Source organism: Paraclostridium sordellii (assembly GCF_000953675.1).
GTDB lineage: Bacteria > Bacillota > Clostridia > Peptostreptococcales > Peptostreptococcaceae > Paraclostridium > Paraclostridium sordellii.
This window is the reverse complement of the sequence record NZ_LN679998.1, coordinates 2,631,852-2,653,765: the sequence shown is the minus strand read 5'-3', so window position 1 is coordinate 2,653,765 and position 21,914 is coordinate 2,631,852. Positions and strand designations below refer to the sequence as shown.

Below are 21,914 nucleotides of genomic sequence, written 5' to 3'. Positions count from 1 at the left end.
TCATAATTATTTGGGAGGAAAGTATGAAAATATCAAAAAAGGTTAAATCATTAGTTGCATTAGGTGCAATAAGCACATTAGTTTTAACTGGGTGTAGTGGTAAAGATGAAAAAAAGGAAACATCTAAAAAAGCAGATTCAGATTACACTATAAAATTAGGTTATTATAACTGTGACCACATGACAGCAGCTCCAGTAGCAGTAGATGCTGGAATATATAAAGATATAGGATTAAATGTAGAGGCTGTTGGAAATGGTAAGGTGCCAGAAGCTATGGCAGCAGGCCAGATGGATGCAGGTTATATTGGAACAAAGGGGCTAGTTGGAGCTATACCTAAAGGCTCACCAATAGTAGTAGCAGCAAACAACCATACAGGGGGCTCAGAATATTTAGTAGTAGCAAAAGATGTGAAGGATCCAAAAGAATTAATAGGACAAAAAATAGCATCAGATCCAGAAAATGATTTATTATGGACAACTGATTACGGTCCAGAAACAGGACTTCCAGTAGATGCATCTAAGTATCAAGTTGTAAATATGGATTCAAGTAAAGATGCTTACTTAGCTTTAAAAACAGGGCAAATAAAAGCATTTAGTACTTGTGACCCGTGGGGATCACTTGCTGAAAAAGAAGGTGTTGGAAAGATAATATCAACAACTCAATTTAAAGAAAAAAATACTGGGAAAGATTATAACTGTTGTTCTTTCTCACTAAATACAAACTTTGTAAAAGAACATCCAGACTTAGCTAAAAAAATGGTTTTAGCACATACAAAGGCTATAGAGTATATATACACTCATCCAGTTAAAGCAGCTAAAATATTTGCTAAAAATTACAATGTAGATGAAGAAGTTGCTTTAATGACTATATACAAAAAGACTGTAGGTGAAGGTAGAACACTTACTTGGAAAATAGATGGAGATGAATATAAAAACAACTTACAAATGTATAAAGACAATAAATCTTTTGAAGAAATTCCTGATTACAACAAAGTTGTAAATGATGAACTTTTAAAATCTTGTGGAGCAGATGATTTTGACAAGTTTATAAAAGAAAAAGTAAATCCGGTATTCCCAGAAGGGATGAGTTATGAGCAATGGAGGGAAAAGGCAATGGAGATAGATGGACAAAAGTAAAAAAATATTAATTGGATTATCTATATTAATCGGAAGTTTATTTATATGGTTTTTCAATCCAAATGATGAGAAAATAGATGGACATATAAGGGTAGGGGTATCAGATGATACCTCTGGCTTTGTAATAAACTATATGATAAATCAAAAGTATTTTTCAGATTTAGATGTAGAAAATTTAATAGAACCATATTCTATAAATGATTGTTGAGCGAGCACTATGCAATGGGCTCTGAGTTCAGACCAAGTAGACATGGCTATAATTTGTAAAGAAGCTGCAGATAAATTTATTAAATATGACAAAAACTTTGAAATAGCTAATCCTTTAGTTCAAAATTCAGATGTGTTTTTATTAAAAAATGAAAAACCTAAAAATATAGGATATACTCAAAACAGAAATTATCAACTAGATTTAATAAAAGAATACTATAAAGAAGCAAAACCAGTACCTTTTATAAGTGGAGGATTAGCTTATGCTCTTGAAAGTAAAAAAGTAGATGGAATAGTAGTAGATACTATAAAGTCTTTAAGCTTAGAAGGAAGCAAGTTTTCAACTTCTGAAAATAGTAATTATGATACTTATGTTTTAGTTGTTAATAAAAATTTTAAGAAAAGTAAGTTATACAATCAATTTGTAAAATTATATAACAAAAGTATTGAGGAACTTAAAAATAAAAATACTTTTAAAGCTGAACTTAAAAATTATACAGATGAAAAAATATCAGATAAAGATTTGGAGGATTTAAAAAAGTGGAAGTTAAAGTTTCTGCAAATACAAGATTAAAAAAGAAAAAAATTAACTCAAAACTTTTAGATATATTGTACAAGATAGTAGCACTTGTAATTATAATTGGGATATGGCAAATTAGTGCAGATAAAATAGGAAGCTCACTACTTCTACCTATGCCAATGGATGTATTTAAAGGATTTATTACATGCATAACAGATCCTGATATAGTGAAAAATGTAATTATAACTCTTCAAAGGGTTTTAAAAGGATTTATGTATGCACTTATATTTGGATTACCACTTGGACTTATAATGGGATTTTCAAGTAGTTGTGAAAAATTATTTTCACCGTTAGTAGATTCAGCAAGACAAGTACCTATAATGGCATGGGTACCTCTTACAATAGTATGGTTTGGTATAGGTGATGGACCAACAATATTCTTAATCGCATTTGCTGGGGTATTTCCAATTATACTTAACACTATCCAAGGAGTTAGGTCTATATCAAAGGATTACTACAATGCAGCAAAAAGTATGGGAGCATCTCCATTTACTATATTTACAAATGTAATGCTACCAGCAGCGCTTCCTGATATATTAACAGGAGCAAGGCTTGCGATTAGTACTGGTTGGATGTCTGTAATCTGAGCCGAGTTTATAGCAACGAGTGCCGGTCTTGGTTACTCTATGGTACAAGCTCAAACAATGATGAATACAGAACTTTTAATTGGGCTTATGATATTTGCAGCACTAATAGGATTTATAATAGATAGAATATTAAAATTTATAAACAAAAGCCTTTGTAAATGGAGGTTTGATAATTAATGAAATTAAAAATAGAACATGTAAGTAAAACTTTTATAAATAATAAAGTTGAAAATAAAGTATTAGAAAATATTAACTTAGATATAAAAGAAGGAGAATTTGTATCCTTACTTGGGCCTTCTGGATGTGGGAAAACAACGCTATTAACTATAATAGGAGGTTTTCAAAGCTGTGAAGAAGGTCAAGTTTTATTAAATGATAAAGTTGTAGACAAACCAGGAATAGATAGAGCTTTTGTATTCCAAAACTATGCTTTATTTCCTTGGAAAACAGTAAAAGCAAATGTTGAATTTCCTATGAAACAAAGAAAGCTTTCAAAAGAAGAAAGAGAAAAGAAATTAGAAGAGCTATTAGAGATATCTGATTTAAAAGGTAGGGAAAAAATGTATCCTCATCAGTTATCAGGAGGAATGAAACAAAGAGTAGCAGTAATAAGAGCGTTAGCTTGTAGTCCAGAGGTTTTACTAATGGATGAACCTTTAGGGGCTGTTGATTTTCAGATGAGACAAAATCTTCAAGAAGAACTAGAAAGTATTTGGATAAAAAATAAAATAACTGCAATAATGGTTACTCATGATGTAGATGAGGCGGTTTATATGAGTGATAGGGTCGTAGTAATGTCTAGAGATAAAGGACGAATAATAGAAGACTTAAAAATTGATTTAGATAGACCTAGAAATAGAGAAAGTGATGATTATTTAGAGTATAAGAATAGATTAACAAAGCAGTTATCAGAGTGTTATGTATAGTATAAGGGAGAAAAGATGAAAAGCAATAAATATAGAAATTTAGATAAAAATCAAAAACAAATAAGATTATCTATAATGAATATGATAATAGATGAAAAAAGACCAGTAAGTTTGGATGAAGTTACAAAAGAATTAAAAGAAAGATTAAATCAAGATGAAAATAATATAAGACAAACATTAAAATTATTTTTAGATAAAAACATAATGGTTATAGATAAAGATGAATATATAAACTATATATATCCAGTTTCAGCACATACTACTATGCATCAAGTTACACTAGCTGATAAAAGAACATTTAATGCAATGTGTGCAATAGATGCACTTGGGTGGAGATGCACATTCCATCAAGATATAGATATAAACTCTAAATGTTATGTTACAGGAGAGGATATAAATATATCTATAAGAGATGGAAAGATAATCAGCATAAATAATCCTGATTTAAGAGTACTACACTTAAATTTAGATAAGTATGCAAATTGGGCTGCAAGCTGTTGAAATATCATGAATTTCTTCTGGACGAAGAATGAATTTGATAAATGGATAAAAGAAAACGGATTTGAAAATGATGAAGACATATATTGCTTAAATATTGATGAAGCTATGGAAGCTTCTTATGATATTTTTTATGTAGATTAAATAAAAACTACTAAAAAGTTAAAAACTTTTTAGTAGTTTTTATTTTTTTATAAAAAAGGTACCTAAAATTAAAATTTACTTTGTATTTTATATTGAGAGAAATAATTAGAACGAAGTGAAGTAGATTTAGGAGGCACACAATATGAAAAGTATACTAATAACTATAACTGTGGTAACAATTATAGTTTTAGGGTCAACACATATTTATGAAAATGAGAGCGAAGATATAGCTATTGACAATAAAAATAATGATTTAGTAATAAGTATAGAAGTAGATTTAAGGGGAGTTTTAGAGGGGGATTTCAATAAAAACTGGTACGAACATATGAATGAAAAATACGGTAATAATTGGGAAGATATATTAGATTACAAATATGGAGATGAATGGGAAGATAAATTTAATAAATTATATTTAAATTATACTGATGAAAGTACGTATAAAAATATAGATAGTTATAAAATGTGAATTTAAAGGTACTATTTATTTTATAAAATGTATTGTAATTGAAAATCAACTGAAATTCATTTAAAATATAATAACTAGATAGACATACAAAGATAAAAAGGAGTTAATAGTATTTTATGGATTTAAAGACTGATAACTTAAAAGATATTGACAGCAATGAATTTATAAAAGAACATATACCATTTATAATAAAAACAATAAATGAGATTACAGGAAGATATATATGTTTAGATAATGATGAAGAAATTAGTATTGGACTGTTAGCTTTTAATGAAGCTAGACAAAAATATGATTACTCTAAAGGGCATTTCCTACCTTATGCAAAGTTAGTTATAAAAAGTAGAATTTTAAACTATTTAAGAAAAGAGAAAAATAATAACTTGAAAGAATCCTTAGAAAAGCTTAGAGAAGATGGTTTTGATTTTAGTCAAGAATTGTATAATCCCATAGAAAACCAAGATATATTAATCCAAGAAATGAATATTTTAAAAACAACTATACAAGACTTTGGATTTGAACTAGATGATTTAGTAGAAGAATCTCCAAAACATAAAGATACTAGGAATAGAGCTATTGATTTATCAAATAAAATAAATGATGATAACAAAATAAAAGAATCTATGTACACAAAAAGACGGTTACCTATAAAGGAGATATCTATTAAATATGTTATAAGCCAAAAGATAATTAAGGGAAGTAAAAAGTTTATTATAACAGTTGTCATAGTTCTTGATAAAAATCTAAGAAATTTGAAGTTATGGGTAAGAAAGTAGGTGTGGGGAATGTACTATAAAGCTATAGTAATGGAAATAAAAGAAGAATATATTATTGTTATGACTGATGATGCTTCGCTAGTTAGAATAAAAAAGAGAGGATCTTTAAAAGAAGGAGATACTATAATTTTCTTAGAAGATGATATTTTAAAAAATTCTAAAAAGATTAAAGGGATAAGTAGCATTATAGTTCCTTTTATGTATATAGCATCAATTTTAATGATTATAGTATTGCCTAATTTAAGTAAAAAAAATTATGCCGTAGTTACACTAGACATTAACCCTAGTATTCAATTGAATATAGATAAAAGCAAAACAATAATAAAAGTTTTAAGATTAAATAAAGATGCAGAAAAAATAAATTTAGATGATGCGATTGGAATGAAACTAGGAGAAGGTTTAGAAAATATTAAATATAACCTTGAAAAAGAAAATTATAAAATAAAAAATGATTATGCTTTGGTAGGATTTGCAATTATTGAAGATGCTAAGAATGTTACATATGAAAAAGAGGTTAAAGATATCGTAAAAAATAGCTTTAAAGGAACTAATACAATATATTTAAGCTCAAATAAAAAAGATTTACAGCTAGCAAATAAAGAAGGTATAAGTTTAGGAAGGTATTTAGCAGATAAGAAAATAAGTTATAAGTATGATGCAGGAAAAATGAATGTAGATAAAATTGTAGATGAATTAAAAGAAGATAAAAATGTATATATACAAAAACCTGCAAAAGAAAATAAAGAAGATAAAAAAGAAGAAATAAAAGTAAATGAAAAATCAAATAAGGAAACAAAATCTAAATTAGAAATAAATAGAGATATTGATAATAAAAAAGAAATTAACGATGAATCAGAAGCGGTTAAGTCAAAAGAAAAAATTATAAGTAATGATAAAGTTTATAATAGTGATAATTTAAATAAAATAAAACAAAATAATAATGAAAATCAACCAAATGAGCATGCAAATGAAAATGCCAAAGATAAAAGTTTAAATAAGTACAAAGAAAAAAGTAATAATGGTAAAGCTCATAAAAATAGTTTGAATTTCATTGATGTATTAGGTACAAATACATATACATATAATAATGAATCTTATGGAGATAAAGTTCATGAAAAACATAATCACAAAAGATAGTAATTAAATAAAATATTATGTAGATAAAAAAATGGGTACTTATTGAAATATTACATTAAGTACCATTTTTTATTACAAAAAATTCACTATTACAATATTAATATATAGTGTATACTTAGTCTAATAAAGAAAGGTGATGATAGAATGAAAAAACTATTATGTTTAATTTTAGTAGTTTTAACTATGGGAACTATGTATTATTTTTCTAGCCAAAAAGGTGATGTATCTACGGTTCAATCAGATACAGCAGTTAGCATCATAGATCAGATAAGAAATGAAGTTACATTAAAAGATCATAGATTAATAAGTATTAAAGAAAAAGTATTTAATGTACTTAAACAATATGGAAGTAAGGGGTACATAGTAAGAAAGCTAGCCCATTTTAGTATATATGCTTGTATAGGAGCTTCTATAAGTTTATTTATATATGTTCTTAGTAAAAGGATATATATATCTAGTGTAGTTGCAATGATAGCAAGTATTTCATATGCATATTATGATGAGATGCGACAATTATCTGTAGTAGGTAGATCTGGAAATATGAAAGATGTATTAATTGATTCCACTGGAGCGTTTACAGGGGTTTTAATATTACTTATAATAGTAGTTACTTTTAAAGGAATAAGGGGATTTTTTAATTTTTTATTTAGAAGAAACAAAGAAGATGAATACAAAGAAAATATATAAAGAAAAGGACCTTTAAGGGTCCTTTTTAATTACTTTTATTTTTAATGATTTTTATATGGTGATTTATTAAATTGATATATAAAACCTCTAGGCATTTTACTTAAAAAGTAAACTACCATAACACAAGATAATGGTTTATCTATTATATTAGTAAGTATTCTAGGAATAAATGCTGATGTAAATATTTTTTGCCCAGACTGAACTAAAAATCCAACTAAAAAGTCTGCTCCACTTCCACTTAGTCCTCCAAATAATAAAACTGAAATAGGTGTTCCTATTAAAGGGCAAACCACAGATAATAATAAACCTGTAAGAATAGCTTCTCTATATCCAAAACCTTTTTTACAAGCAACAAAACCAACAATAAGACCAAGGACTATATTAACTAAAGCAAAAGGTATATTAGTAGGTCCTGATATAATTCCTAAAACTAAATTTGTACATCCCCCAATAAGTGCTCCCCAAAATGGACCTAAAACAACTGCTCCAAGAACGGTTCCAACGGTATCTAAGAATAGAAAAGGTATATTTAACATGGTTACAAACATACCAAATACTATATTTACTACTATACACATTGCACTAAAAGTTATTTTTTTAGTATTCATAATTTTTAATCCCCCTGTTTAAATTAGTTCAAGTTTTATATTAATACAAAATTCAAAATAATTAAAATAGAAAATACATATATATAACTTGTTTAAAATAGTAAATATCTATAACAGAAAAATAATCATTATGATACTATATATACATTAATGAGGGAAAGGGGATTAATATGGAGAGAAATAGAAAATTAGTAGTAGTTTGTCATTGTATATTAAATTGTAACTCAAAAGTCGAAGGGCTTTCTACTTTTGAAGGAACTAATAATATAGTAAGTAAGTTAATAGAAGAGGGATATGGCATTATTCAACTACCTTGTCCTGAAATGATAATGTATGGGATAAAAAGATGGGGACATACAAAAGAACAATTTGATAACTTATTTTATAGAAATCAATGTAGATTAATGTTAGAACCATATATAAAACAATTTGAAAATTATATTAAAAACAATTATAAGATAAAAGGGATAATAGCTATAGATGGAAGTCCAAGTTGTGGATACAATAAAACTTGTAGTTCTAATGAATGGTTTGGAGAAATAAGTGGATGTGAAAACTTAAATGAGAAGATAAATGATATTAAAATGATTGATGGGAAAGGAGTATTTATAGAAGAACTAGAAAAATTACTAATAAAAAATGAATTAGAAGTTGAAATATTAGGACTAGATGAAAGCATTAAAGACATTTCTGAATTGATTGAAAAACTAAAATAGATTTAGAATCTAGAAATATAATTGTGAATTTTTCATATAAAATCAGAATATAAAGTTATAATTAATTCTAATTTATAGAGGTTATGATTATGAAATCATAGCCTTTTTTAGTTAAGTAGTTCTTTGATTTTGTATGTAAATCTACTATGTTTTGTATAAAACAATAATATTGAAGTATTGAAATTTAGGCCGATATATAATATTAGAACTATAAAATTTAAAAGGAGGTTTGTCTATATAATATATTTTAAAGAGACAAAGTTTATTAAAAATGAATAAAAAACTTATATCATTAGTTGTATCTTCTCTTCTTGTTTTTACAAATGTATCATATATACACAATGTATATGCTGAAGAGAATACAAAATCAAATCAGGCTAAAAATAGTCAAAGTAAAAATAGCAAGAGTATAGTGTATCTATCTAATGGAGAAGGTAGTTTAAACTTAGGAGATGGAACTCAACAAAGCCCATATCAGAATATACGTACTGCACTAAATAATATATCTGATGGAGGAACATTAAAACTTCTAGGAAGTGTTAAATACACTAAATATGATCCTCATACTGATGGATCGGCTCTACCATTATTTATTAATAAGAATATTACTATTGAAAGTGGAAATAATACATATCCAGTATCTTCTAATGCAGATGAACTTTCACTGAGAACTCCAATACAATTAGGTGCAAACGTAACTTTTAAAAATATTAATTTAAAAATGATTCCAGAAGTTGTTCTAGGAAAAGAATCTAATATACCTAATACTAAAATATTAGGAGTAAAGAACCCTAAATCAGCAACTATTTTTACAGCAGGAAATAAACTAACTTTAGATAATGTTAATACTAAAATAGGATATTCCCAAGATGAAGACAGACCATATATAAGTGGTGGAAGCTTTAAAAATCAAGGTAAAATTGGAGCAAAATCTATAATTAATGTAATAAATCCAAACTCAGAAACAAAATTATCTGGAATATACGCAGGTGATTATTGGGAAGAAAGAAATTTAGATGTGGAAATTAATCTTAGTGGTAATGTTCTTGAAAAAACAATTCATACAGGTGGATTATTAAAGCCATTAAATGGTAGAGTAGACATAAGTCTAGGATCTAAAGGCACTATAAATAGTTTTGATAAAACAAACCATAATGGTAGTATAAATTTAAATTTAGAAAAAGATCGTTATACTGAAAATTTAAATCTTGGTGGAATAAATAATTTATCATTAGAAGATAATGCTAAACTTATATTACAAAAAGGATCAAAGTTTAATGTAAATAATATTACATTAAAAAATAATTCTGTAGTTGATTTTAGATTCATGAGTGAAAACCCAGTGGTAAATGGTAGCTTCCAAGGAGAAGATACTACAACTAGTACTGTTCAAGGTGGATGTATTCTTCTAAAAGATAATCGGACTTTGGATGTTAAAGGAGAGGTACTTGGGACAACTAGATTAAATTATAATGGAACCGCATTATATGTAGAACCATTAAAAGAAAATCATGAATATATTAGAGCAAAAGTAAACTCTAGAGGAGATTTCACAATAAAACAAGATTTATCTAAACGATTTATACTAAAGAAAAATTTAAACAATAATAATAAAACAACTTGGATATACACTATTAATAATGGAGATAGTTCAACTCCTATAAAAAATGAAAAGCCAGTAATAACTGCCAATAATGTAACTATAAAAGCACGTAAACCAATAGATCTATTAGATGATAATAGAATAGGTTTAAAGGCAACAGATAAAGAAGATGGAAATATAAAAGGTAGAGTGATTGTAAAAAATACAGGAGGGTTAAATTCAAGTAACCCATTAAAAGGGGTTTACACAGTAGTTTATACGGTAAAAGACAACCATGGAAATATAGTATATAAATCTATACAAGTAAACGTCTTATCCAATGATGCTCCTGTAATAAATGGACTAAAAGATAAAATTATACATTTAAAAGAAGTAGATGAATTTAATAAAACAGGAAAGTTAGATGGAGTTACAGTTATTGATGATCATGACAAAATTAGTCCATCATCAATAACTGTAAAAGGAGTAGTTGGAAAACCAGGTCCTGGAAATAATCAAACGTATAATATTACTTATACAGTAAACGATAGTGATGGAAATGTTACAACTAAAGTAATAAAATTTACGGTAACAAACCAAATTCCAACAATAGAAGGTATTAGTGAGCTAACAATAAAATTGGGAGATAAATTTAACCCGCTAAGTCTAGTAAGTTCAAATGATAAAGAAGATGGGAATATAACTCCAAAAGTGATAGTGAAAGAAAATACCGTGGATACAAAAAAATCTGGAGTATATAAAGTGGTATATTCTATAACAGATAGTGACAAAAATACAGTTATAAAAGAAATTAAAGTAATAGTAAAAAGTAATATAAATATAATTGATATAAAAGGTCATTGGGCTGAAAGTCAAATAAATAGTTTTGTATCAAGTGGACATATAAATGGATATGGTGATGGAACATTTAAACCTGATAATTCAATAACAAGAGCAGAATTTATAAAAATATTTAATAAGTATTTTGGATTATCTAAAACAAGTGGAAAAGTATTTAATGATACAAAAACACATTGGGCTAAAATAGAAATAGATATAGCCGTAACTAATGGAGTAGCTAATGGGGTTTCATTAACAGAATTCCAACCTGATGAACCAATTACAAGGGAACAAGCTGCTAAGATGATATCTAATTATAAGAAACTAGATGATACTAATCATGATAAAGTAGCAAAATATAAAGATATGAATCAAGTATCTAATTGGGCATTAAACTCTGTAGAAGGAATAATAGAAGTAGGATATATGAATGGATATGAAGATAAAACATTTAGACCTAAAAATAATATAACTAGAGCAGAAGTTGTTGTCACTTTAAGCAGAATTAAGTAATCTATTTATATTAAAATTATTATTTATTGAAATTTTATTTTTGTTTAATATAAAAAGTATTATTATCACTACTTTTGAAAGAATACAAAAACTTATATTATAAAAATAGGTTTAGCCTAAAGGCTAAACCTATTTTTATAATATAAAGTCAGTTATAACTTTGGCAACACCATGATTATTATTAGTCTCAGTAACATGATTTGCAATTTCTTTTATACTATCTCTAGCATTACCCATTGCGACACCAAGGCCTGCAAACTCTATCATATGTCTATCATTTTCTTCATCTCCAACAGCTATAACCTCTGATGGATCAATACCTAATTTATCACATAAAGCTTGAAGCCCTGAACCTTTATTAACTTTCTTATTTAAAAACTCTAAGAAAAATGGAGCAGAACGAACTATTGTATATTTATCATGAAACTCTTTTGGAATTTTTGGTATTATATCTTCTATAACTTCTGGTTCATCAACAAGCATAATTTTACAGAAAGTTATATCAGAGTTTATTTCAGATTCATCCATAGAGATTACTGGTATATTATTAAGTTTAGATTCATGAACACTATACTTAGGGATTTCAGTATAAGGAACAACCAAAGAATCTGGAGTATTTATATGAATTTTTATATTGTGTTTTTTAGCTAATTCATTATATATATAATCAAAATCTTCATGGCTCATTTCTATATTAGAAATAACATCTTGAGAACTAATTTCTTGAACAAGACCTCCATTAAAAGTAACTACATAATTTTCTTCATTATTTAATTTTAATTCTTTTAATAAAGATTGAACTCCAGGAAGAGGTCTCCCTGTAGATAAAACAACCTTAACACCTTTTTCTTTAGCTTTTTGTATTGCATTAAATACTTCATCAGTAACTTTTTTATCACTATTAAGTAAAGTACCGTCTATGTCTAAAGCGATTAGTTTATACATTAAATTCCTCCCAATATACTATTTTGATTTGCTAAATACAGTTTATATTATATAGAAAATTATATCAATAGTTAGAAAAAGGTATATCAATAAATTAAGGCTTATAGCTCAATTGACTTTGAATTACTACTATAGTAAAGTAGGGATTGAAAGATATAATAGAAAAAATCTACAATAATGAAGCTATTATTTTATTAAAAATTACATAAGATAATAATTATTAATATATTCAATTAATTTTAAAGATAGGAGTGATAAAATGAAGTTTAGTGAATTTAAATATGAAAGACCTGATTATAGCAGGATAAGGATACAGTTTGAAGATTTAGTAAAATCAATGGAAGATAGTAAAAGCTATGAAGAATTAAAGAAAAATATTGATGAAATAAATAAATTAAGAAATCATATAGAAAGTATGGCTACTTTAGTATCTATAAGATACAGTATAAATACATCAGATGAATTTTATGAAAAAGAAAAAGAATATTGGGATGAAAATGGTCCTCACTATGAAGAATTAAATTCTTTATTTTATAAACAGATAGTAAATTCTAAATTTAAAGAAGAACTTACTAAAGATTTAGGTAAGCAATTTATGTCAATAGCAGATTATTCTCTACAAGCATTTTCAAAAGAAATAATAAGTGAGTTGCAAGAAGAAAATAAGCTTGCATCTGAATACACTAAACTTTTAGCATCAGCTAAGATTCCTTTTGATGGAGAAGAAAGAAATCTTTCAGGACTTGGACCATATATGACATCTCCATTTAGAGATGAAAGAGAAAAAGCATCTAAAGCATATTATGGATATTTTGAAGAAAATGAAGAAAAGTTTGATGAAATATTTGATAAATTAGTTAAGTTAAGACATAAGATGGCTAAAAAGTTAGGCTTTGATAACTTTGTACAATTAGGTTATATAAGAATGTTAAGAACTGATTATAATTCTGAAATGGTAGCTAAGTTTAGAAAACAAGTAAGTGAGTACATAGTACCTGTTGCATCTAAGTTATATGATAGACAAAAACAAAGGTTAGGACTTCAAAAGCTTAGATATTTTGATGAGAACTTTGAGTTTAACAGTGGAAATGCAAAACCTAAGGGAGATTCTCAGTTTATAATGAATAATGGAAGATTAATGTATTCTGAGTTATCAAAAGAAACTGATGAGTTCTTTAAGTATATGCTTGAACATGAATTAATGGATTTAGAAACTAAAAAAGGTAAGGGTGCTGGAGGATATTGTACTTATATACCAGATTATAAAGCGCCATTTATATTTTCAAACTTTAACTCAACAGCAGATGATATAGATGTTTTAACTCATGAAGCTGGACATGCTTTTCAAGTGTATATGTCTAGATGGATAGAAATACCTGATATAAACTTCCCTACATATGAAAGTTGTGAAATACATTCTATGAGTATGGAATTTATAACTTGGCCTTGGATGGAACTATTCTTTAAAGAAGATACTGATAAATATAAATTTACTCACTTAGGTAGTGCTATTAAATTTATACCTTATGGAGTTTTAGTTGATGAATTCCAACATATAATATATGAAAATCCAAATCTTACTAAAGAAGAAAGAAAACTTGTTTGGAGAGATCTTGAGAAAAAATATCAACCTCACAAAGACTATGAAGGCAATGATTTCTTAGAAAAAGGTGGATGGTGGTTTAAGCAAGGCCACATATTTAAAAATCCTTTCTATTATATAGATTATACTTTAGCTCAAATTTGTGCACTTCAATTTTGGAATAAAATGCAAGTTGATAGAGTTAAAGGGTGGCAAGATTATTTAAATATTTGTAAAATTGGTGGAACTAAGTCTTTCTTAGATATTGTTAGTTGTGCTAATTTAATATCTCCTTTTGAAGAAGGTTGTGTAAGTAGCGTAATTGAAAGTATTAACTCTTACTTACAATCAGTTAATGATAAAAATATGTAATATTTATATAAGATAAAAAAGAGATTAAAAATTCTATTTGGATTTTTAATCTCTTTTTATTTAGTACAAAATCAAAGTCAATTTTAAAAGGCTAATATTTATAAAAATAGAATGAAAATTATTTTTTAAAATATTATTTTGTATAAGGATTATTAGGATAAAAAAGGTCAAAAAAATTTAAAAATAAAAAGAGGAATATTTAAGAAAATTTAGAATAAATATAAAGCGTAGGAATAGTTAGTATTGTATACAAAAGACCTTAGAAAACGATTATTTCAAAGAATATAGCAATAGCAATGGTTTGACAAAAAATAGACAATTATTACAAAAAAACTTAAAAAAATATTAAAAAAACTATTGTATATATTTAACATGGTGGATATAATGTAATTAAGAAATACAAGAAACACAAGCAACAAAAGGGATAGTCAAAACTAAAAATTAAACCGTTTGAAGGTTGAGGGAGACGACTTCTAATGTGGGGACATTAGAAGGGACCGAAGGGACAAACTTAAAACCATCCCAAAAGGATTTAAGTGAAATTCTCAGGTAAAAGGACTTTAGCTGGACGGATCTCTGAAGATGTATTTGACAGGGAACTAAGCGGGGACTTAGTTTCCTGTTTTTTAGTTTAAGAAAAGAAATTTTGAAAGTGAGTGTAGACCTATGTTAATAATCACTAACAATCCTATTGTTGAGGAAAACGTTAAAAATATTGAAATTAAAACGTTAGATACAGACTATATAGGAACACTAAAATATTGTAGAGATTTAGTTCATGAGGGGTATGAACTACTATCACATCCGCTTTATGGGAGCGTAAAACCCAATGAGACACCATATCGTACAGTCATAATTAAAAAGGGGAAATCTTTAGACACAAATTCACTAAATTTAATTGAAGATGCAATAGAAACAGCAGAAAAATTTAAAAACAACAAAGCAACTCCTTTATGGACTGAAAGAGTTTTAGACGATTTCAGAGTAATAGATTTTGATATAATTAGAAATACAATTCAAAGAATGCAGTATGCATAAACTTTGATGTATATATATTAAATTAGAAACAGGGGGTCGTAGGTAATGGAAAATTTATATGACATAGTCATAATAGGTTGTGGACCTGCAGGTCTTGCAGCTGGTCTTTACGGTGCAAGAGCTAAAATGAAGACTTTAATACTTGAAAAAGGAAAAACAGGTGGACAAATAGTTATAACTCATGAAGTTGCAAACTATCCAGGATCTATTGAAAATGCTACTGGACCTAGTCTAATAGCAAGAATGGTAGAACAATGTAAAGAGTTTGGAGCTGAAATAGTTAGAGATGCTATAGTTGATACTGAGTTAGATGGAAAAATAAAAGTATTAAAAGGTGAAAAAGGTGAGTACAGAGCTAAGACTGTTATAATAGCTACTGGAGCTACTCCTAAAAAATTAGGATGCCCTGGAGAAAAAGAATTAACAGGTAAAGGTGTTTCTTACTGTGCTACATGTGATGCAGACTTCTTTGAAGACTTTGAAGTATTCGTAGTTGGAGGAGGAGATAGTGCAATAGAAGAAGCATTATACTTAACTAAGTTTGCTAGAAAAGTTACTATAGTTCATAGAAGACAAGGTCTTAGATGTGCTAGATCTATAGAAGATAAAGCTAGAGCTAATGATAAGATAGAATTCTTATTAGATACAGTAATAGAAGAGATAAAAGGTGATGGATTAGTTGAATCTGTAGTATTTAAAAATACTCAAACAGGTGAAACTAATGAATATTTCGCTGATGAAGAAGATGGAACAATGGGAATATTCATCTTCGTAGGATTTGATTCTCAAACTGAGTTATTTAAGGATAAAGTAGACATGGATGAACGTGGATACATAAAAACTGATGATAATATGCTTACAAATATACCAGGTGTATTTGCAGCAGGGGATTGTAGAGTGAAATCTTTAAGACAAGTTGTTACAGCTACTGCTGATGGAGCTATAGCTGCTGTTACAGCTGAAAAATATGTAGAAGCAAACTTCGAAGAAGAAGCTACTAACTGCTAAGGTACGTTTACTAAGGTTATCGGGGGATGATGTTTAGGCAAAGCCTAGACATTACTTAGAACGGTACTTTAAAAATTATAATAGCTAATAATATATTAAAAATATATTAAATATATAAAAATCCAATAAGGGGGATTTAGAAATGATAGCATTAGAAAAAAACACATTCGATCCAGAAGTATTAGAAGCTGAAGGGATAGTTTTAGTTGATTTCTGGAGTCAAGGTTGTGAACCTTGTAAAGCATTACTTCCTGATATAGAAAGATTTGCAGAAATGTATGGGGAAAATATAAAGTTCTGTAAGTTTGATACTACTAAAGCTAGAAGAGTTGCTATAAGAGAGAAGGTTTTAGGTCTTCCAACTATAGCTATATACAAAGATGGAGCTAAAATAGACGAAGTAACTAAGGATGATGCAACAGTTGCTAACATAGAAGCTATGATAAAGAAGTACTTATAAGAAATTAATGGGGGATAAACTTCCCCGTTAAAATAAATTAAGTTCAAAAAAATAGGGGGTGCCAATATGCGTCTTGAGTTAGGGAAAATCTTTATAAAAGATGTACAATTTGGAGCAGTAACAGAAGTTAAAGATTCAGTATTATACATCAACAAAGAAGAGATGTTAAATGTAATTGGTGGAGATGAGCATATAAAATCAATAGATTTAGATATAGTTCGTCCTGGAGAAAGTGTTAGAATAATACCAGTTAAAGACGTTATAGAACCGAGAGTCAAAGTTGAAGGTAAGGGTGGAATATTCCCAGGTGTTATATCTAAAGTTGATACTGTTGGAGAAGGTAGAACTCATGCACTTAAGAATGTGGGAGTTGTTACAACTGGTAAAATAGTTGGTTTCCAAGAAGGTATAATAGATATGACTGGACCTGGAGCTGAGTACACTCCATTTTCTAAGTTAAACAACGTAGTTGTTATAGCTGAACCAATAGATGGATTAAAGCAACATGAACATGAAAAGGCTGTTAGAATGATAGGATTTAAAGCTGCTACTTATTTAGGACAATTAGCTAAAGATTTAACTCCAGATGAAGTAGTAACTTACGAAACTAAGCCATTACTTGAATCAATAGCTGAATATCCAGAACTTCCAAAAGTAGGATATGTATACATGCTTCAAACTCAAGGATTATTACATGATACATACGTATATGGAGTTGACGCTAAGCAAATAGTACCAACTTTATTATACCCAACTGAATTAATGGATGGAGCTATAGTAAGTGGTAACTGTGTTTCTGCTTGTGACAAAAACCCAAGTTATGTACACATGAACAACTCAGTAGTTGAAGATTTATATGCTCAACATGGAAAAGAAATAAACTTTGTAGGTGTTATCATAACTAATGAAAACGTATACTTAGCAGATAAAGAAAGATCTTCTAACTGGACTGCTAAATTATGTAAGCAATTAGGATTAGATGCTGTTATAGTATCTCAAGAAGGTTTCGGGAACCCAGATACTGACCTTATAATGAACTGCAAGAAAATTGAAGGTCAAGGTGTAAAAACTGTTATAGTTACTGATGAGTATGCTGGTAGAGATGGTGCTTCTCAATCATTAGCTGATGCAGATGCTAAGGCAGATGCTGTTGTAACAGGAGGAAATGCTAACCAAGTTGTTATATTACCTAAGATGGATAGAGTAATAGGACATGTTGAGGTTGCTGATGTAATAGCTGGTGGATCTTCTGGATCTTTAAGAGAAGATGGATCTATAGAAGCTGAGATACAAGTTATAACTGGAGCTACTAATGAAACAGGATTTGGATTCTTAACAGCTAAAGGATATTAATATAGAAACAACTTTAAAATTAAAGTTAAATATAAAATAAAAAATATAAGGGAAAAGGAGAATTATTATGAGCGCATTAAGTAATAAAAAAATCATAATAATAGGTGACCGTGATGGAATTCCGGGACCTGCTATAGAAGAGTGTGTAAACACTGTAGAAAATACTGAAATAGTTTTTGCTTCAACAGAATGTTTTGTCTGAACTGCTGCTGGGGCTATGGACTTAGAAAACCAAAACAGAGTTAAAGAAGCTACTGAAAAATTCGGTGCTGAAAATGTTGTGGTTTTACTAGGTGCTGCTGAAGCCGAAGCTGCAGGTCTTGCAGCTGAAACAGTAACTGCTGGAGATCCAACTTTCGCTGGACCGCTTGCTGGTGTTGAGTTAGGATTAGCTGTTTATCATGTTGTTGAACCAGAAGTAAAAGAATTATTCGATGATTCAGTTTATGAAGATCAAATAAGTATGATGGAAATGGTTCTTGAAGTTGATGAAATAGTTGAAGAAATGAACAGTATAAGAGATCAATTCTGTAAATATAATGCCTAATCAAATCAAAAGGGGTTGAGATAAGATGGAAAAGATAAGAGTAGTTCACTACGTAAACCAATTCTTCGCAGGAATTGGTGGAGAAGAAAAAGCTGATACTAAGCCACATATAGCTGAAAGCTTACCTCCAATAAGTGCACAATTAAACAAGTTATTAGGGGATGAAATCGAAATAGTTGGAACTGTAGTTTGTGGGGATAGCTACTTTGGAGAAAATATGGAGTCTGCTAGCCAAGAAGTTTTAGAAATGGTTAAAAGCTTCAATCCACAATTATTTATAGCTGGTCCAGCGTTCAATGCAGGTAGATACGGGGTTGCTGCAGGAACAATAACTAAGTTTGTAAAAGACGAGTTAGGTATACCAGCTTTAACAGGAATGTACGTTGAAAACCCAGGAGCAGATATGTTCAAAAAAGAACTTTATATAATAGAGACTGCTGACTCTGCTGCTGGTATGAGAAAGGCTCTTCCAAAAATAGCAGCTTTCGCTAAAAAGTTAGCTAAAGGTGAAGAGATAGGATCTCCAGCTGAAGAAGGTTATATAGAAAGAGGAATAAGAGTTAACTACTTCGCTAAAGAAAGAGGTTCTAAGAGAGCTGTAGATATGTTACTAAAGAAAATAAAAGGCGAAGAGTTCAAAACTGAATATCCAATGCCAAACTTTGATAGAGTAGATCCAAACCCAGCTATAAAAGATTTAGCTCACGCTAAGATAGCTTTAGTTACTTCTGGTGGTATAGTTCCTAAAGGAAACCCAGACAGAATAGAGTCATCTTCTGCTTCTAAGTACGGTGAGTACAGTATAGCAGGTGTTATGGACTTAACTGAAGACACTTATGAAACTGCTCATGGTGGATTCGACCCAGTTTATTGTAATCTAGATGCGGATAGAGTTTTACCAGTAGATGTTTTAAGAGACTTAGAAGCTGAAGGAGCTATAGGATCTTTACATGAGTTATTCTACTCAACTACAGGTAACGGAACTGCTGTTGCAAGTTCTAAGAAGTTTGCTGCTGAGTTTGCTCAAAAACTAAAAGATGCAGGCGTAGATGCAGTAATCTTAACTTCTACTTGAGGTACTTGTACTCGTTGCGGTGCAACGATGGTAAAAGAGATAGAAAGAGCAGGACTTCCTGTTGTTCATATCTGTACAGTAGTACCTATATCTTTAACAGTTGGAGCTAATAGAATAGTTCCTGCTATAGCTATACCTCATCCTCTTGGAAATCCTAAGTTAGATCCAGCTGAGGAAAAAGCTTTAAGAAGAAAAATAGTTGAAAAGGCTTTAGTTGCTTTAACTACTGAAGTTGACGGTCAAACAGTATTTGAAGAAGATATAACTTTAAAAGATATATCTGCAAAAGCTTAATTTAAGCTTAGTATATAAGTAAATAAAAAATTAAATAGATGGGTATTTTTACCCATCTATTTTTTAGATATTATAAGTAAAATTAATAATAAAATGAATCTAATATTGTAGGTTTTAGCAACGAGGCTATTATTTGGTCCGTTGAAAAAAATAATACATATATACATTGGGGGTAAATAATATGACATTTCCAGTTTTAAAAGGGGCAAGCTACATCTTAGTTCACACACCAGATATGATAGTTCAAAATGGTACTACTTGTGCTGTTGAAAGAGAAACACATCCAGATTCAGAATTTTTAAAAGAAGTAAAAAACCATATAAGAGGATATGAAGAAGTTGTAAACTACATACCAAACCAAGTTTATATAGGAAACAATAGACCTGAAGAATTAAGAGAGATAGCTCTTCCTTGGTGCGAACATAAAATGGAAGGTACTAGACAAGGAAAACTTGGGGAAATAATGCCTCAAGATGAATTCTTATTAATGATGCAAATATGTGATGCTTTTGACTTAGTTAAGTTAAAAGAAGATTTTGTAAATAATATAAAACCTGATTTTGAAAATAATTACCCAGAACTAGCTCCATTCTTTGGAAAAGTTAAGGGAGATAATATAGATGATGCAAAAGAATTAATAGCTGATCACCATGCTGAAGGATTATACCATGATGGTGAATTAGTTGGATATGTAAAAAGAGCTCATGATGTTGATGTTAACTTAAATGCTCATACAATGTTTGAAAACTTAGTTGTTAAGGCTTCAGGAGTTGTTGCAGCTATACAATTAATTAGAAAAAATAATATAAATCCATTAGATATAGATTATGTTATAGAGTGTTCAGAAGAGGCTTGTGGAGATATGAACCAAAGAGGTGGAGGTAACTTTGCTAAGTCTATAGCTGAAATGGCTGGACTTCAAAATGCTTCTGGTTCTGATACAAGAGGATTCTGTGCTGGACCTACTCATGCTTTAATAAATGCTGCTGCACTTGTTAAATCAGGAGTTTATAAAAATGTTATGGTAGTTGCAGGTGGAGCTAGTGCTAAGCTTGGAATGAATGCTAAAGACCATGTTAAAAAAGGTCTTCCAGTTTTAGAAGATGTTGTTGGAGGATTCGCTATACTAGTTTCTGAAAATGATGGTGTAAATCCAATAATAAGAACTGACTTAACAGGAAAACATACTGTTGGAACAGGATCTTCTCCACAAGCTGTTATGACTGCTTTAATAACTACAGGTCTTGATAGAGCTAACTTAAAAATAACTGATGTTGATGTTTACTCAGTTGAAATGCAAAACCCAGATATAACTAAGCCAGCTGGAGCTGGAGATGTTCCAGAAGCTAACTACAAAATGATAGGTGCTCTTGCTGTTAAACGTGGGGACTTAGAGAAAAAAGAATTAAAGAACTTTGTAAGTGAAAGAGGAATACCAGGATGGGCTCCAACTCAAGGACATATACCATCAGGAGTTCCATATATAGGATTCTGTATAGATGATTTAACTAATGGTGATAAAAATAGAGCTATGATAGTTGGTAAAGGAAGTTTATTCTTAGGTAGAATGACTAACTTATTCGATGGTGTTTCTTTCATAGTAGAAAGAAATCAAGGTGTAGAAGAAGAAGCTGCTGCTGTTTCTAAGGAAGAAATAAAGAAAATAATAGCAGAATCAATGAGAAAATTAGCTCAAGATATGTTAATAGAAGAATAATAAATTTGACTGAGTATAGATAAAAAGTAGAGTATATCGCTTGCAAGGTGTGGGTTTGGTAATATAGACTTAAAATTTAAAGAACTGCAGGCTTTAAAATAAAGTTAATATGACTAAAGCTAA

21 protein-coding genes and 1 riboswitch are annotated in these 21,914 nt (G+C 29.1%); of the genes, 19 read left to right on the top strand and 2 right to left on the bottom strand.

What is annotated here, in order from left to right:
- The first annotated feature begins 23 nt into the window (after positions 1 to 23).
- The 9 genes from saoX to ATCC9714_RS12775 all read left to right on the top strand — a co-directional run bounded on the left by saoX (position 24) and on the right by ATCC9714_RS12775 (position 7,141).
- Entirely contained in the window at positions 24 to 1,136 is a 1,113-nt protein-coding gene (gene saoX / locus ATCC9714_RS12825) for an ABC transporter substrate-binding subunit SaoX (RefSeq protein ID WP_057545481.1), read from the top strand.
- A complete protein-coding gene (saoB, locus tag ATCC9714_RS12815; protein WP_244465145.1) occupies positions 1,123 to 1,917 on the top strand; it encodes an ABC transporter substrate-binding (seleno)protein SaoB in 795 nt (264 codons plus the stop codon). Before saoX ends, saoB begins: the two co-directional genes overlap by 14 nt.
- Positions 1,884 to 2,687 (top strand): ABC transporter permease subunit SaoP, encoded by an 804-nt coding sequence (saoP, locus tag ATCC9714_RS12810; protein ID WP_244465144.1) that lies wholly within the window; start codon positions 1,884 to 1,886, stop codon positions 2,685 to 2,687. The genes saoB and saoP overlap by 34 nt, the downstream gene beginning before the upstream one ends.
- Positions 2,687 to 3,436 (top strand): ABC transporter ATP-binding protein SaoA, encoded by a 750-nt coding sequence (gene saoA, locus ATCC9714_RS12800; RefSeq protein ID WP_021122758.1) that lies wholly within the window; start codon positions 2,687 to 2,689, stop codon positions 3,434 to 3,436. Before saoP ends, saoA begins: the two co-directional genes overlap by 1 nt.
- A 15-nt stretch (positions 3,437 to 3,451) precedes the next feature.
- Positions 3,452 to 4,078 (top strand): MerB-like organometallic lyase SaoL, encoded by a 627-nt coding sequence (saoL, locus tag ATCC9714_RS12795; protein WP_244465143.1) that lies wholly within the window; start codon positions 3,452 to 3,454, stop codon positions 4,076 to 4,078.
- Between the two features lie 142 nt (positions 4,079 to 4,220).
- Positions 4,221 to 4,544, top strand: coding sequence for a hypothetical protein (locus ATCC9714_RS12790; RefSeq protein WP_021122754.1), 324 nt, complete (start codon positions 4,221 to 4,223; stop codon positions 4,542 to 4,544).
- Positions 4,545 to 4,660: 116 nt separating this feature from the next.
- On the top strand, positions 4,661 to 5,317 hold the full coding sequence (locus ATCC9714_RS12785) for a sigma-70 family RNA polymerase sigma factor (protein ID WP_021122753.1): 657 nt from the start codon (positions 4,661 to 4,663) through the stop codon (positions 5,315 to 5,317).
- Positions 5,318 to 5,326: 9 nt separating this feature from the next.
- Positions 5,327 to 6,454, top strand: coding sequence for an anti-sigma factor domain-containing protein (locus ATCC9714_RS12780; RefSeq protein ID WP_057545485.1), 1,128 nt, complete (start codon positions 5,327 to 5,329; stop codon positions 6,452 to 6,454).
- Positions 6,455 to 6,598: 144 nt separating this feature from the next.
- Positions 6,599 to 7,141, top strand: a complete 543-nt coding sequence (locus ATCC9714_RS12775; RefSeq protein ID WP_021127853.1) for a VanZ family protein — start codon at positions 6,599 to 6,601, stop codon at positions 7,139 to 7,141.
- 41 nt (positions 7,142 to 7,182) lie between these two features.
- Here the strand turns inward: ATCC9714_RS12775 and ATCC9714_RS12770 are convergent, their stop codons facing one another.
- Positions 7,183 to 7,749, bottom strand: a complete 567-nt coding sequence (locus ATCC9714_RS12770) for a CD3073 family putative ECF transporter S component (protein ID WP_055330268.1) — start codon at positions 7,747 to 7,749, stop codon at positions 7,183 to 7,185.
- A gap of 170 nt (positions 7,750 to 7,919) precedes the next feature.
- Between ATCC9714_RS12770 and ATCC9714_RS12765 the strand changes: the two genes are divergently transcribed.
- Positions 7,920 to 8,465, top strand: coding sequence for a CD3072 family TudS-related putative desulfidase (locus ATCC9714_RS12765; RefSeq protein ID WP_021122748.1), 546 nt, complete (start codon positions 7,920 to 7,922; stop codon positions 8,463 to 8,465).
- Positions 8,466 to 8,736: 271 nt separating this feature from the next.
- The gene (locus ATCC9714_RS12760) at positions 8,737 to 11,400 is read left to right on the top strand and encodes an S-layer homology domain-containing protein (RefSeq protein WP_057545486.1); all 2,664 of its coding nucleotides are present in this window, start codon (positions 8,737 to 8,739) and stop codon (positions 11,398 to 11,400) included.
- Between the two features lie 135 nt (positions 11,401 to 11,535).
- Here ATCC9714_RS12760 and yidA read toward each other — a convergent pair whose 3' ends face one another.
- Entirely contained in the window at positions 11,536 to 12,345 is an 810-nt protein-coding gene (gene yidA / locus ATCC9714_RS12755; protein WP_057545487.1) for a sugar-phosphatase, read from the bottom strand.
- A 259-nt stretch (positions 12,346 to 12,604) separates the two neighbouring features.
- On the opposite strand from yidA, the gene ATCC9714_RS12750 reads away from it, so the two are divergent.
- The 8 genes from ATCC9714_RS12750 (at position 12,605) to grdC (ending at position 21,791) form a co-directional block, all read left to right on the top strand.
- The gene (locus ATCC9714_RS12750) at positions 12,605 to 14,299 is read left to right on the top strand and encodes a M3 family oligoendopeptidase (protein ID WP_057545488.1); all 1,695 of its coding nucleotides are present in this window, start codon (positions 12,605 to 12,607) and stop codon (positions 14,297 to 14,299) included.
- A 450-nt stretch (positions 14,300 to 14,749) separates the two neighbouring features.
- A riboswitch (glycine riboswitch) is annotated at positions 14,750 to 14,870 on the top strand.
- Between the two features lie 95 nt (positions 14,871 to 14,965).
- Positions 14,966 to 15,337, top strand: a complete 372-nt coding sequence (locus tag ATCC9714_RS12745) for a GrdX family protein (protein ID WP_021122738.1) — start codon at positions 14,966 to 14,968, stop codon at positions 15,335 to 15,337.
- Positions 15,338 to 15,382: 45 nt separating this feature from the next.
- Positions 15,383 to 16,345: a thioredoxin-disulfide reductase gene (trxB, locus tag ATCC9714_RS12740; protein ID WP_021127860.1), complete on the top strand. Its 963-nt coding sequence runs from the start codon at positions 15,383 to 15,385 to the stop codon at positions 16,343 to 16,345.
- A gap of 142 nt (positions 16,346 to 16,487) precedes the next feature.
- Complete coding sequence (gene trxA, locus ATCC9714_RS12735; protein ID WP_021127861.1) at positions 16,488 to 16,805, top strand: thioredoxin TrxA; 318 nt, start codon at positions 16,488 to 16,490, stop codon at positions 16,803 to 16,805.
- Positions 16,806 to 16,871: 66 nt separating this feature from the next.
- Positions 16,872 to 18,158: a glycine/sarcosine/betaine reductase component B subunit gene (locus ATCC9714_RS12730; protein ID WP_021127862.1), complete on the top strand. Its 1,287-nt coding sequence runs from the start codon at positions 16,872 to 16,874 to the stop codon at positions 18,156 to 18,158.
- Positions 18,159 to 18,225: 67 nt separating this feature from the next.
- Entirely contained in the window at positions 18,226 to 18,705 is a 480-nt protein-coding gene (grdA, locus tag ATCC9714_RS12725; RefSeq protein ID WP_080653438.1) for a glycine/sarcosine/betaine reductase complex selenoprotein A, read from the top strand.
- Between the two features lie 25 nt (positions 18,706 to 18,730).
- Positions 18,731 to 20,074: a glycine reductase complex selenoprotein B gene (gene grdB / locus ATCC9714_RS12720; RefSeq protein ID WP_080653439.1), complete on the top strand. Its 1,344-nt coding sequence runs from the start codon at positions 18,731 to 18,733 to the stop codon at positions 20,072 to 20,074.
- A gap of 181 nt (positions 20,075 to 20,255) precedes the next feature.
- Positions 20,256 to 21,791, top strand: a complete 1,536-nt coding sequence (gene grdC, locus ATCC9714_RS12715; RefSeq protein WP_055340367.1) for a glycine/sarcosine/betaine reductase complex component C subunit beta — start codon at positions 20,256 to 20,258, stop codon at positions 21,789 to 21,791.
- Positions 21,792 to 21,914 lie beyond the last annotated feature (123 nt).

Excerpts from the sequence above, each read along its gene's own strand:
- ATCC9714_RS12790 (WP_021122754.1), top strand. The coding sequence starts at position 4,221 with ATGAAAAGTATACTAATAACTATAACTGTGGTAACAATTATAGTTTTA.
- saoX (WP_057545481.1), top strand. The coding sequence starts at position 24 with ATGAAAATATCAAAAAAGGTTAAATCATTAGTTGCATTAGGTGCAATA.
- grdC (WP_055340367.1), top strand. The coding sequence starts at position 20,256 with ATGACATTTCCAGTTTTAAAAGGGGCAAGCTACATCTTAGTTCACACA.
- ATCC9714_RS12765 (WP_021122748.1), top strand. The coding sequence starts at position 7,920 with ATGGAGAGAAATAGAAAATTAGTAGTAGTTTGTCATTGTATATTAAAT.
- ATCC9714_RS12730 (WP_021127862.1), top strand. The coding sequence starts at position 16,872 with ATGCGTCTTGAGTTAGGGAAAATCTTTATAAAAGATGTACAATTTGGA.
- ATCC9714_RS12775 (WP_021127853.1), top strand. The coding sequence starts at position 6,599 with ATGAAAAAACTATTATGTTTAATTTTAGTAGTTTTAACTATGGGAACT.
- ATCC9714_RS12780 (WP_057545485.1), top strand. The coding sequence starts at position 5,327 with ATGTACTATAAAGCTATAGTAATGGAAATAAAAGAAGAATATATTATT.
- ATCC9714_RS12750 (WP_057545488.1), top strand. The coding sequence starts at position 12,605 with ATGAAGTTTAGTGAATTTAAATATGAAAGACCTGATTATAGCAGGATA.
- trxA (WP_021127861.1), top strand. The coding sequence starts at position 16,488 with ATGATAGCATTAGAAAAAAACACATTCGATCCAGAAGTATTAGAAGCT.
- ATCC9714_RS12760 (WP_057545486.1), top strand. The coding sequence starts at position 8,737 with ATGAATAAAAAACTTATATCATTAGTTGTATCTTCTCTTCTTGTTTTT.
- saoA (WP_021122758.1), top strand. The coding sequence starts at position 2,687 with ATGAAATTAAAAATAGAACATGTAAGTAAAACTTTTATAAATAATAAA.
- ATCC9714_RS12785 (WP_021122753.1), top strand. The coding sequence starts at position 4,661 with ATGGATTTAAAGACTGATAACTTAAAAGATATTGACAGCAATGAATTT.
- trxB (WP_021127860.1), top strand. The coding sequence starts at position 15,383 with ATGGAAAATTTATATGACATAGTCATAATAGGTTGTGGACCTGCAGGT.
- yidA (WP_057545487.1), bottom strand. The coding sequence starts at position 12,345 with ATGTATAAACTAATCGCTTTAGACATAGACGGTACTTTACTTAATAGT.
- ATCC9714_RS12770 (WP_055330268.1), bottom strand. The coding sequence starts at position 7,749 with ATGAATACTAAAAAAATAACTTTTAGTGCAATGTGTATAGTAGTAAAT.
- ATCC9714_RS12745 (WP_021122738.1), top strand. The coding sequence starts at position 14,966 with ATGTTAATAATCACTAACAATCCTATTGTTGAGGAAAACGTTAAAAAT.